This is a genomic window from Oceaniserpentilla sp. 4NH20-0058, assembly GCF_040371755.1.
Lineage (GTDB): Bacteria > Pseudomonadota > Gammaproteobacteria > Pseudomonadales > Oceanobacteraceae > Bermanella.
Map to the genome: position 1 here is coordinate 104985 of NZ_BAABWE010000009.1, position 12466 is coordinate 117450.

The 12466-nt window shown below is 39.3% G+C and carries 9 protein-coding genes; 2 read left to right on the plus strand and 7 right to left on the minus strand.

The genetic code is table 11. The features are described from left to right. Positions 1 to 115: 115 nt before the first annotated feature. The 3 genes from trxB to ABWV45_RS12575 form a co-directional block, all read right to left on the minus strand. Positions 116 to 1069, minus strand: coding sequence for a thioredoxin-disulfide reductase (trxB, locus tag ABWV45_RS12565; protein WP_353352057.1), 954 nt, complete (start codon positions 1067 to 1069; stop codon positions 116 to 118). 244 nt (positions 1070 to 1313) lie between these two features. After that, positions 1314 to 5096 carry an ATP-binding protein gene (locus ABWV45_RS12570; RefSeq protein WP_353352058.1) on the minus strand — a complete coding sequence of 1261 codons (3783 nt, stop codon included), beginning with the start codon at positions 5094 to 5096 and terminating at the stop codon, positions 1314 to 1316. Then, on the minus strand, positions 5093 to 6244 hold the full coding sequence (locus tag ABWV45_RS12575) for a response regulator (protein WP_353352059.1): 1152 nt from the start codon (positions 6242 to 6244) through the stop codon (positions 5093 to 5095). Before ABWV45_RS12575 ends, ABWV45_RS12570 begins: the two co-directional genes overlap by 4 nt. Before the next feature lie 213 nt (positions 6245 to 6457). Between ABWV45_RS12575 and ABWV45_RS12580 the strand changes: the two genes are divergently transcribed. Together ABWV45_RS12580 and ABWV45_RS12585 are read left to right on the plus strand one after the other, a co-directional pair. Beyond that, positions 6458 to 7831 (plus strand): PhoH family protein, encoded by a 1374-nt coding sequence (locus ABWV45_RS12580; protein ID WP_353352060.1) that lies wholly within the window; start codon positions 6458 to 6460, stop codon positions 7829 to 7831. A 114-nt stretch (positions 7832 to 7945) separates the two neighbouring features. Continuing rightward, positions 7946 to 8362 (plus strand): hypothetical protein, encoded by a 417-nt coding sequence (locus ABWV45_RS12585; RefSeq protein WP_353352061.1) that lies wholly within the window; start codon positions 7946 to 7948, stop codon positions 8360 to 8362. Between the two features lie 55 nt (positions 8363 to 8417). Here ABWV45_RS12585 and ABWV45_RS12590 read toward each other — a convergent pair whose 3' ends face one another. The 4 genes from ABWV45_RS12590 to ABWV45_RS12605 all read right to left on the minus strand — a co-directional run bounded on the left by ABWV45_RS12590 (position 8418) and on the right by ABWV45_RS12605 (position 12423). Then, the gene (locus tag ABWV45_RS12590; protein WP_353352062.1) at positions 8418 to 8816 is read right to left on the minus strand and encodes a group II truncated hemoglobin; all 399 of its coding nucleotides are present in this window, start codon (positions 8814 to 8816) and stop codon (positions 8418 to 8420) included. Between the two features lie 149 nt (positions 8817 to 8965). After that, the gene (gene der / locus ABWV45_RS12595) at positions 8966 to 10426 is read right to left on the minus strand and encodes a ribosome biogenesis GTPase Der (protein WP_353352063.1); all 1461 of its coding nucleotides are present in this window, start codon (positions 10424 to 10426) and stop codon (positions 8966 to 8968) included. Positions 10427 to 10570: 144 nt separating this feature from the next. Beyond that, positions 10571 to 11779 (minus strand): outer membrane protein assembly factor BamB, encoded by a 1209-nt coding sequence (gene bamB / locus ABWV45_RS12600; RefSeq protein ID WP_353352064.1) that lies wholly within the window; start codon positions 11777 to 11779, stop codon positions 10571 to 10573. Next, the gene (locus tag ABWV45_RS12605) at positions 11779 to 12423 is read right to left on the minus strand and encodes a YfgM family protein (protein WP_353352065.1); all 645 of its coding nucleotides are present in this window, start codon (positions 12421 to 12423) and stop codon (positions 11779 to 11781) included. The genes bamB and ABWV45_RS12605 overlap by 1 nt, the downstream gene beginning before the upstream one ends. Positions 12424 to 12466: the final 43 nt, after the last annotated feature.

Genomic DNA, 12466 nt, shown 5'->3' on the forward strand with positions numbered 1-12466 from the left:
TGAGTTTATGAAATGTGCGATATTTTTATTCTCACCACAAATACTAGTTATCTACATAAAAAACGGCCCAAACTTAATAAAGAATGGGCCGTTATGTTTAGTCACTATACGTGTATTACTTTTCTAAACCATCTAAATAACGCTCGGCATCGAGTGCGGCCATACAGCCAGTGCCTGCGGAGGTGATGGCTTGACGGTAGATATGATCCATCACGTCGCCAGCAGCATATACACCCTCTTTACTGGTGAGTGTTGCGTTACCTTCAAGGCCACTTTGTACCTTGATGTAGCCGCCATTCATGTCTAACTGACCTTGGAATATCTCGGTGTTTGGTGTGTGACCAATGGCCACAAACACGCCATCAAGCTCAAGTTCAGTTTTCTCACCCGTTTGGCTGTTTTTAATGCGCACGCCAGTTACGCCCATGTCGTCGCCTAATACTTCGTCTAGCTCATTGAACCAGTGGATTTCAACGTTACCGTTGGCGGCTTTTTCTTTCAATTTGTCCGCTAGGATTTTCTCACTGCGGAAGCTATCACGACGATGAATTACGTGAACCTTGCTAGCAATATTCGACAGATACAGGGCTTCTTCAACGGCAGTATTACCACCACCAATAACACACACTTCTTTATTTTTATAAAAGAAACCGTCACAGGTTGCACAAGCTGATACACCTTTGCCTTTAAACGCTTCTTCGCTTTCTAGGCCAAGATATTGAGCCGATGCACCTGTACAAATAATCAACGCATCACAGGTGTAAGTGCCTTGATCACCAGTTAATGTATAGGGTTTTTTACTTAAATCCACATTGTTAATGTGATCAAACAGGATCTCAGTATTAAAACGCTCAGCATGGGCTTGCATGCGCTGCATTAATTCTGGGCCTTGCAGGCCTTCCACGTCCCCTGGCCAATTGTCTACTTCAGTGGTGGTGGTTAATTGACCACCCATTTGCATACCTGTGATGACCACTGGATTAAGGTTAGCACGAGCCGCGTACACTGCGGCTGTGTAACCCGCAGGGCCAGAACCCAAAATTAACAATTTGATGTGACGGTCAGACATGATGTCTCCTTAAAACAAAAGCAATTTGGAATAAACTTATATTCCAAATTGCTTTTTATAACAATTACATTTGATGCAGCAATAGCCGTGAATTATATCAAAATTCTGAGGAAATCTTGATATATATTCAATATATGAGTGTTACCTCAAATTTACCCATTATTTTTAACTATTAGGGTGATTATATAAATCAATACTTATGGGTCGCTTTACTGTAGTCAAATCACAATTGAGGGATAGAGTATTAATGGGAATCGGTAGAATCCATTAAAAACAGTTCAATATATGCGATTGTATCTTGGGATTTTTTATAGATCTTTTCACTAACTGAAGTGACTAACTCTGCGTCATTTTCTTTGCCGGCATGTTCCAGCTGCTCACAATAGTCGGCCAGTACTTGAGCACCAATCAGCCTAGCAGCGGATTTTAATTTATGGCCAAGTTCAGAAGCCTCTTTCATGTCGCCATCAGCAACAGATTTTCGAATACAATCTAGATTCTCCAATGTCGGTGCAATGAACTCTTTTAATATTTCAGCCTGAATGGTTTTATTGTCCCCCACAAACTCACTCAAACTATTTAAATTAATGAGTTCACTACCTTCTGGTTCATCTATGTCCACCTCAACTTTTGATGAGTCATTAATAGCTTCTATGTTAGATTGTTCACTATCCGAGTCATTCACTACATTGTCGGTATTATCTACGCTTGTATTATTGCTGTCACTCTTACTGGTAAGTTCTTGATCATGTAAATCTGGCGCAAGTAAACCTTGCTTTGATTGACCGTGGGATGCAGATAATTCTTTTAACTCATCTAACTGACGTGACAAGCATTCTCGTAGTTTTTCTAACTCTATGGGCTTAGTGATAACTTCATCTATCCCTTTGGTTAAATAATCTTGCTGCTGATTTTCTAAAGCATTAGCCGTGATTGCTATGATAGGCGTTCGACGACGATTTGTTTGTGCCTCTATATCTCTAATCGCCTTTGTTAACCCTACACCATCTAACTCTGGCATATGCATATCAGATAACACTAAATCATATTCATTTTCTTTATAGCGATTTAATGCCTCTAACCCATTATCTGCTATAACAACATCCAGCCCAATCAAATTCATTTGACGCTTCAGTACGGCCTGATTGGTTATATTATCCTCAGCAATCAATACATGACCTGATAACTTATCAGGTACTTTCATTTTTGATGTAACAACTCTATCAGAAACTTGGTTTTTAAATATTTCTTCTAATTTCGTATATAAGTTTATTTTACTTAAAGGATTTGACGGAATACTATTTATACCTTCTACATCTTCAAAATACTTTAATCTAAGTAGTTGAGCATTGCCTTTCTTTTTAAGGATATAATCAACAGTCGATTTATCGAGAGATTCATCATATATAATCAACTTATAATCTGTATTAACAGATTCAGCCGTATCAATACAATCTACAAATGTAATATTAAACTCACTCATATATAGTTTAATATTCTTCTTTTGAGTTTCATCTGCAATGCATAAAGCAATTTTTTCATTCAATAAATGATCAGGAATTTCTTTATTATCATCAATATCTTGAGTCAAAGGCAACAATACACAAAATTTTGAACCATGCCCTTTTTTACTCTCAACGCTTATTTCACCATCCATCATCTCACATAATTGCTTGCAAATAGACAATCCAAGCCCAGTCCCCCCGTACTTTCTTGTAGTGTCTGATTCAGCTTGAGTAAAGGGAGAAAATAGTTTATCCACAACGGTTTCTGACATACCGATGCCGTTATCAATGATTGAAAACTTAACCTTCTCATCACAGTTTTCTACATTAATATAGACAACTCCTTTGTTTTCATCAGAAGATGTGAATTTAATTGCATTGCCAATTAAATTAAATAGGATTTGTCTAACACGAACAGAGTCACCATTCACTATTCTTGAGACATCACGATCAATATTTGTATAGAGTCTAATTTTTTTATTGTATGCAGATGAAGAAACTATTACGCCGACATCATCTATCAACTCATATAAATCAAATTTATGAATATCAATTTCAAGCTTTCCAGCTTCAATTTTTGAAAAGTCCAAAACATCATTAATGATTTGCAATAAGGCGAACGCTGAATTTTTAACCGTTGATAGCATTTGATTTTGTTCTGAATCAAGATCAGTATATTGCAACAGGTCAATCATACCCACCACACCATTCATGGGGGTTCTTATTTCATGACTCATTGCAGCTAAAAACTCAGCCTTTGCCTGTCCTGCCTGCTCTGCATCCAACAGCGCCTTCCGTAAATCTTGCTGTGTTTTTATACGTGAAAAATAAACTGAAATCTGCCCTGATAAAGATTTTACAATTTCCTCTTCATCACTGGAAATTTCCTTAATATTAATATCATTTTTCCTATATCCTACAAGTAACTCTCCAACCTCTTCACCATCTATTAACAATGGACTAGACTCATGAACGATTGGCTCTTCCCACTCATGAGAGATGAATTCTTTATCATAATAAGTGATTTTCACGCATGAAAAACTCGGCTCATCCATGGCAGTCATTAGCATATTGACTAAAATAGTCAATACATCTGATGCTTCATAACTGGTATCTAACATAATATTAAGAGAAGAATATAAAAAATTACTTTGCATCATTTTTCTATCGATTATTTTTATCGATCTTTCACGCTCAAAATTAGATTCCAGCCTATCTATTAAAACTGCAACTTGTTCGAATATTTTTTCAACTAAATCTGTTATACGATCATCATGGCGTATATGTTCAACGCTGAACATACATAGTAACCCTAAGGGTCTACCCGATATTAATAACGGGACAAAATATCCCGAGTTAAATCCATATACTTTAAACTCTTCTATACCGGCTAGGTCATCTATCCAAATAGGCTCATTTCCACACAAAACCTCACCTTGAAAACCCTCGCCCAATATTACTGGCTTACTTAACTCATCAGAAACAAATTGACTAAAATTTATTTCTTCCTGAGCACACCAAACATCTACTGTTTTAAATTGTGTAGGATGATTTCTATCGTGGAACTTAATACTATACGCTGACCACATAGTGTAACTATGCATATTTTCTAATGCATTATGTACTATTTCTTCGATTTTATTTTCACTAATAATGTCGCTAGTTGTGTCTTTTATCAGCGTAGATCTTCTTTCAAGGTCTTCTAAATAATTATACTCATAGACCTTTTCAGTTACGTCAGAAATCATTGCTGATATTGCTCTGACTTTATTTTCTTCATCATAAATTGGAGCCATATTCCATTCACATATGACTTCACGACCATCTTTTCTTTTACTTAAAACCTTTGCAAGTCGACTACCATCATAGCGTAGACAAGACTTACAATCCGCGATAAATATATCCTTATTTAATTTTAATAAGCTTACGATGCTTTTCCCAACTGCTTCACTTGAGTGATAGCCATACACTCTTTCAGCCGAGTCATTCCAATACGCAATTTTTCCTTTTAGAGTTATACCAACCATACCAAGTGGTGATGTTTGAAAATGCAAATAGAAGAAAGGATTATTTTCAGGTTTAATGTGTAATATTTCTATAACAAAACAGGTCGCATTTTTAAACATTAAAGATTTTATGGATATACTATTTCGTCCGTTTATAGTTTTTGTATTATATATGAAAAAATCATTAATATTATTATTGTTTATTGAGTCTTTAATTTTCAATAATGAACTTTTTTCTATAATATCCTGATCGTACAAAACCTTACCTACGATTTTGGTTTTGTTTCCAATAATATCTGAAAGATCTGAACCTAACTTTAATATCTTTCCGTTTTCATTTATTAGAATTTCTAATCCATTAAAACCAAACCCATCTGATTTTAATTTATAATAATACATTCCAATCAGACTATTTATTAATACCGCCCCAGTAATTATCAAGTAAGAAAATTCACTAAACATGCTTACTAAAAAAATAAGCAACAAATTAATTGCTACCAGTATAAAAATAATCATCCTCTTAACTCTAGAAAATGATTTATTCTTTCTAGCAACACATCTCTTTTAGCCGGTTTAACAATAAAATCACTGGCACCGGACTTCAAGCATTCATTTACAACGACTTTTTCACTATGTGCTGTTAGCATTATGATTATTACCTCTCCTAAGTTACCACTCTCTTTTAGTTTTTTAACCACCTTAAGTCCGTTCATTTTAGGCATCCTGATATCCATCAAAACCACATCCGGCTGCCATTTCTTTATTAATAAATATCCTTCTTCACCATCTGATGCTACTTTAGTGATGAAACCTTCTTCGGTTAGAATTAAACTCATAACTTTTTGGTTTACCAGTTCATCTTCAACAATTAAAACTTTCACCTCAGTTTCTTCTTTTATCTCTTCCGGTTCATCTTTGAATTGACCGAGCATCTCATCCATCCAAGACTGCCCTAATTTTTCAATTTCTTTTTTATGCTGCTCCAACCCTTCATCTACTGTCGTTTTTTTAATTTCATCACATTGTTGGCTTAATGAATCCTTATGCTCTTTTGCTATATCAGAATCACTTATTTTACTTTTAAGATGCTCAAAGCCTTGTTTAATAATTACTTCAAGCTCATCACTTTTATCGACTGCCGAACTCTCTTCTTGCTTTATATTATTTGACTGTTCTTTTATAAGAAATTTTATATCTTCCATTTGAGACAGTATTTTTTTAATTCTATTCTCTATGAGGGTTTTATAATTGATTAAATCAAGTCGCTCTATGGATTTTTCTAATGAGAATTTTGCACCGTAAACATCATAAAGTGGCTTATAGACCACATAATCATCAAGGTATTGCTCTTTGCATAGTTTATAAGCGGAACTGATTTCTTTGCCATCGCACATCAAAATGACTTGGTGAGGATAATCCAATGCTTTTTTGCTTTGCATAAGGAAATTCATATAAAAGCTATGAGCTATTGACACATCACTATGGCTTAATACGATTAGATCAAACGGGTTGCGATCAAACTGCTCTATTGCCTTTTGATCATTAAGAGCATGTTCAATTTTTAGAAGAGGCATTCTAATTAATCGTATGACTTCTTCGGCATCAAATTTATCATCACTCACAACTAGCACTTTATATGTACTTTTAGTACTAGTTTTAGCCATATCGCGCCCCTAAGATTGATTTACGCACACTTGTTTAAAGAGTAGCAGAAGACAAAAAAACCATACGTCGTATTTCGCTAAATTTTGCTTGCCATTCTCACCTAGACCATGTTGAATGAGATTAAGCCGATAAAAAGGCTTCTCTTAGACACAAAGTGGTAGCAGTAGTAGTAATCGTCGCTACCTGCATAATCTCGTAAAGAGGAGTGCTGAATGCCCAACCAACGTCGTACTAAAGCCTACGTCATCGACACTAACGTCTTAATTCACGACCCTTCTGCCATATTTAATTTTGAAGAACACCAAGTGGTCATCCCTATGACCGTCCTTGAAGAACTCGATAAACTCAAACTGTCCAAATCTGGCGTTTCCATGGAATGCCGCCAAGCCATACGTAATATTGATAAAATCCTTGGAGAGGCTAGTCCGGAAGAAATCAGTGATGGTGTTGCCATTCCTGCAGCCACGGAGAAACATGGCTACTTGAGTGTGCTTATGGACAAGCCTGTCTCACAAAGCACCGTTTTACCCAATGATTTAAATGATAATAAAATCATCAACAGCTTAATATTTCTGCAACAGCAACGCCCCAAAACACAAATTGTATTAGTCACCAAAGACATTAACATGCGCCTTAAAGCGCGTGGCTGCGGTATCGCCGCCGAGGATTATCACAACGATCAACTGGTCAGTGATATTGAATCTCTCACCAAGGGCTTTCACGAATTTAAAAATAGCTTTTGGGATACTATCAATAAAGTTGAAACCGCCCATGAACCGGGGCGCACGGTACATAAAATAGCCCGTAGTGAGCTAGGTAAAGACGTTTTTGTGAATCAATACATAGTAGATGAGCAAGGCTTTGTAGCCCGTATCTGCGATATGAATGATGAGCAAGTTACCCTATGGGATCGCTCCCGTGATCACCTCATGCAACAACAAGCATGGGGCCTAACCCCAAGAGATATCTATCAAGCTGTTGCGCTAGATTTACTGCTTGACCCTGATATTCACTTAGTGAATTTAACAGGGGCCGCGGGTTCAGGTAAAACCATATTGGCGTTAGCGGCGGCCATTGATATGACCGTATCGCAAAACCGCTACACGCGAATTATCGCCACTCGTAGTGTTCGTGGTTTAGATGAAGATATTGGCTTTTTACCGGGAACGGAAGCTGAAAAAATGGAACCTTGGTTAGGCGCAATTACCGATAACCTTGAAGCTCTGCATATGGATGATGAAAGCACCAATGGCAGCATTGATTATATTCTGCAAAAGGTTCCGCTTCATTTTAAATCGTTAAATTATATTCGAGGGCGTAGTTTCCAGAAGAGTTTGATCATCATTGATGAGAGCCAAAACCTGACGCCTCACCAAATGAAAACCATCATTACTCGCGCTGGTGCGGGATCTAAGGTGGTGTGCTTGGGCAACCTTGCTCAAATTGACACTCCTTATTTAAATGCCACCAGTTCTGGTTTAACTTACTTAAATGAACGTTTTAAGGGCTTTCCACTTGGTGGCAGCATAGAGTTACAAGGCGTACCAAGATCTGCCTTGGCAGAATACGCAGAAAGCCATTTATAACCTACCGTATTCAGCCAATCCCTTCTTTTGAAGGGGTTGGCTGACCTTGTCCATTTGACGAAAAGCCAGTCCTTGCCTAAATTTCTAATAGGTCTATTTGCCAAGGATGAGGACATGAAAGGAATCTGGCTTTCACTTTTACTATTAAGTGTACCCGCCATTGCCGCACAAGGTGATATTACGATCTATGAGCTTTCTGTTTCTACTGACAGCAGTTGGACCAGCATAGAAATTCGCGATGATGCAGAATGGGTTAACGCGCCTCCAGGGAAAACCATTTCAGTAAACGGCCGTAGTGGCATCAAGTCTTACACACTATCACCTAAAAAAATGCATTTGCGCACCATGGGCCGCGGTGAAATTACAATGAATTTATTTGTTAAATCAAAGAACTCTGTGCTTGGCCTTGAGTTATGTAAGGGTAAAGCGTCCAGTTATATTTGGGTGAAATCTACGCAAAGCAAACAAAAGAACGACACTAAACAAAAAGATTACTGCGAGAAAGCCGCTTTAGTGTTACAGCTTCACTAACTGTTTCATGTCACTTCCTTTGACCTTTAGGGTGCTTGTTTCAAGCACCCTTTTTTTATTCAGCATTCATACAACGACCAGCCGGCACCGCCAATTGTGTGATCATATAATCTTGGAAGTCTTGCGGGTAATCTTGTTTCGCCAGCGCTTGCTTCATACACAGCAACCAAGCATCGCGCTCAGCGCTGCCAATGGTCAAATGACTATGTGCTTGAGGAATAGAAATAGGCCCATACTTTTCACGATACAGCCTAGGGCCGCCAGTCCAAGCACATAAAAAGCGCGTGAGCTTGTCTCTTGATTCCTCTAGGTTTTCAGGATGCATTTCACGAATATGCTGCGATGCTTTTAATTCAGACATAATGTCATAAAAGTCATCCACTAGTTTTTTGATACCCTCGTATTCGCCAGCGGCTTGATAGGTGGCATCTTCTTGGCCATAGGGCTTGCTCATTTTATTACCCTTATTTTTAACTGTGATGTTTATTTTGACTTCAGGCTTGGAAATGTTTTCCCTGAACATCGCCGCTCTTTGCCATCCTTGGCACCGCGGCATACGTTCGTCCTGAACATAAAAAACGCCCCGTAGGGCGTTATTAATATCTATGGGTGCCCCTTTCGGTTGACCTTCTTCTTACGCTGTTTCACTTTATCATGTTTCGCTTGGCGAATAGATTTAGTCTGCTTAAGGCGATCGCCGCGTTTTGATTTATTGAAAATACGATCTTCTTTTTTATCATCAAATGGGTTTTCACCTGATTTAAATTCAAAGCGAATTGGTGTGCCACTAATTTTAAGTACACGTCTAAACGTATTGGCTAAGTAACGCTTATAACTGTCTGGCAATGATGCCGTTTTATTACCATGCACAACAATAATGGGGGGGTTCATACCTCCTTGGTGTGCATAGCGTAATTTAACTCGAGAAGTCCCCACTACAGGTGGCTGATGATCCATCACCGCATCTTCTAGAATGCGAGTAAGCTGAGATGTGGTCATGTCTAAATGAGCACTTTCATATGCGTCTTCAACCGAATCATACAAGTTGCCCACACCAGTACCATGTTTAGCACTAATGAAATGCATATCTGCCCAGTCAGCAAATGTCAGGCGACGCTCAATTTCTTTTTTCACAAAATCTTTTTGCTCAGTGTCCATGCCATCCCATTTATTCAGGGCGATGACTAATGCACGGCCTGCGTTAAGCACAAAACTCAGCATGGTAAGATCTTGCTCCACGATGCCATCACGGGCATCGATCACTAAGATACACACATTACTGTCTTGAATCGCTTGCAAGGTTTTGATGATTGAAAACTTTTCAACGGCTTCTGAAATGTTCTTACGACGGCGTACACCTGCGGTATCAATTAGAGTGTACTGTTTTTCATGTCGTTCATAAGGAATATAAATACTGTCCATGGTGGTGCCAGCTTGGTCAAAAACCACTACGCGGTCTTCACCTAACATGCGGTTAACCAAGGTAGACTTACCTACGTTTGGTCGACCCACTACAGAGATTTTAATGCCTTTGTGCTTCGATTCTTCTTCGCCTTCAATAACATCAAACTCAGGCGGCAATTCTTCTAATACTTTCTCCATGAGCCCGTTGATGCCACGGTTATGGGAAGCAGCAATGACTTGCAGCTCACCTAAGCCTAATTCATGGAATTCAAGCACGGCTAACTCTGGATTTAGGCCATCAATTTTGTTTACAACAAGGTAGGTTTTCTTTTCGATGGTTCGCAGGTGATTGGCAATCATCATATCTGCAGAGGTTAATCCAGCACGGGCATCCACCAAAAATAGCACAACGTCAGCTTCATCCATGGCTTGGAAGCTTTGTTCCGCCATGCGTTCATCTAAGCCTTCTTCCATGCCGCTAATACCACCGGTATCAACAACAATGTAATCACGCTCTCCTACTTTGCCTGCGCCGTATTTACGGTCACGGGTCAAACCGGCAACATCTGCCACAAGGGCATCACGGCTGCGAGTTAAACGATTAAATAGAGTGGATTTACCCACATTTGGGCGCCCCACTAAGGCAATTACAGGATTCATTAGACGTGCGTTTCTATGGTGTATATGAGCGTATGATAGCAGTTTTTGCCTAGGAAAGCGTTATGCAAATCTTCAACAGTGTTTGATTAAAAAACAAAAATGCCCCCAAAGGCTAGCCTATGGGGGCATTTTTGCTGGGTTAGGCTAATTAAGCGTAAAGACGCTCAAATAACCTGAGTTGCTAATCGTAATTAAGTGATCACCATCAACAACTAACTTAGTTCGAATACCATCGTCATAAGCAAACTGACGAGAAGGGTGTTTTAACTCATAGGTCCCTGTACGTACCCAGTTAATAGGTGGTCGTACAAGTTGTTCGCGCCCAACAATGATGCCGTCCACTTGTTTAATTAAATGGATGTAACCTTCATAGTCAGTGAACGCAATATGGTTCGCAAATAATACTGGCTCGCTTAATTGGCGACCTTCTAAGTCCGTTTGAGACCAAACATCGTTAGTGGTTTGCTCATCAATGGCAACAATGTGATCATTGTCAGAAATCATATAAATATTACCTAGGCCACTTAAAGGACCATGGTAACTAGAGGCTTCGCGCTTCCACTTAGCTTTACCACTACGAAGGTCTATGGCCATTACATGACCTTGATAACCGACTACAAATAACATGTCGTCTTTCACTAGCAGCCGACCGTCAACGTCTACTAAACGCTCTAGTTCACTACGACCTGCTGGAATACCTACACGTTCTTGCCAAAGGATTGCGCCATTTTTAGCATTCAACCCGACAACTTTGCCGTTAGCAAAACTGGCTAGCAACATGTTTTGATAAAACACTGGCTGCGAGGTTCCGCGAATTGAAAGCGTTGGTAAATTACTATCAAAGCTCCACAATACTTTGCCGTTATCCGTACTGAGTAAATACAATTGACCATCCACGGTTTGTACGGCTAATTGGTTGTTATGCACAACCGGAACCGACAGGACTTCCGCTTTAATCTCACTGCGCCATACTTCTTCGCCATCAACCAGATTAAGAGCGATTACATCACCATCATCAGTAGCTATAAACCCTTTGCTATTACCAACTGAGATAGCTGCGGTTAATTGGGCCTCTACATCGGTAGACCAATTAACTGAACCACTTTCAAGAGAAAGAGACTCAACCAAACCATTGGCACTGGCTACGTAAATTTGACCTGCCTGTGACGCCGGTTGCAAACGTGCATATCCCGTCCCCATGCCACTACCAACCTGATAGCGCCACTGTTGAGATAATTGAAGTTCTTCTTCTATACCCGTTAATGCCTTAGGCCCTAATTCTTCTTGTTCTTTTGTGTCATTGCTCGAACAAGCCGCAAGACCCAAAAACATCATTGCAACCAATAGACGCATTAGTTTGCCACCGCCAGATCATCTAGTTTCATTTTTAATACTGGGTTGTTGGTGCCCAGACGTTGTGTTTCAGCCATTGCTTGAGTATATGCATCACGTGCGGCGTCTTGTTCACCTTTTTGCTGTAAAGCATCGCCTTTGGCTTCAAAGTACTCAGCGCCAAATGCGCCTGTCTCTTCAACGGCCAACAAAGCCAAAGCTTCATCAGATTTTTCTTGCGAGACTAACACTCTAGCTAAACGAACCGTGGCTAAATGACGCAATTCATCAGTTGAGGCGTTGTCTTTAACCATGCTTAACTCTGTGACTGCTAAATCTAAATCTCCCGCCTGAACAGCATCTTTGGCTTTAATTAAACCAGCAAATTGAGCATACACAGTTGAGGCATAGTCCTTTTGCAGTTGATCAAGCAATAATTCTCGACGGCCTTTGTCTTCTTCGGTTTCAGCGGTTTCTAGTTGTAGCACTTGCTGATAAACCGATGATGCCGCTTGTGCCGTGGCTTGTTGTTGGCCTTGATAGCCTTGATAACCAAACCAGCCACCTGCGACAACGACTAAGGCAACTACTGTTTGCTTGCCGTTTTCTTTCCACCACGTTTTTATGGCTTCAATTTGCTCTTCTTCTGTACGCATGTCTGTCATGACTTGGCTCCGATTATTATTCTAATTAAGGCTCTATTTATGC

Bases quoted from the DNA above. Each gene is read 5' to 3' on its own strand.
- ABWV45_RS12605 (WP_353352065.1), bottom strand. From the start codon at position 12,423: ATGACAGACATGCGTACAGAAGAAGAGCAAATTGAAGCCATAAAAACG.
- bamB (WP_353352064.1), bottom strand. From the start codon at position 11,779: ATGCGTCTATTGGTTGCAATGATGTTTTTGGGTCTTGCGGCTTGTTCG.
- der (WP_353352063.1), bottom strand. From the start codon at position 10,426: ATGAATCCTGTAATTGCCTTAGTGGGGCGCCCAAATGTGGGTAAATCC.
- ABWV45_RS12575 (WP_353352059.1), bottom strand. From the start codon at position 6,244: ATGGCTAAAACTAGTACTAAAAGTACATATAAAGTGCTAGTTGTGAGT.
- ABWV45_RS12585 (WP_353352061.1), top strand. From the start codon at position 7,946: ATGAAAGGAATCTGGCTTTCACTTTTACTATTAAGTGTACCCGCCATT.
- trxB (WP_353352057.1), bottom strand. From the start codon at position 1,069: ATGTCTGACCGTCACATCAAATTGTTAATTTTGGGTTCTGGCCCTGCG.
- ABWV45_RS12570 (WP_353352058.1), bottom strand. From the start codon at position 5,096: ATGATTATTTTTATACTGGTAGCAATTAATTTGTTGCTTATTTTTTTA.
- ABWV45_RS12580 (WP_353352060.1), top strand. From the start codon at position 6,458: ATGCCCAACCAACGTCGTACTAAAGCCTACGTCATCGACACTAACGTC.
- ABWV45_RS12590 (WP_353352062.1), bottom strand. From the start codon at position 8,816: ATGAGCAAGCCCTATGGCCAAGAAGATGCCACCTATCAAGCCGCTGGC.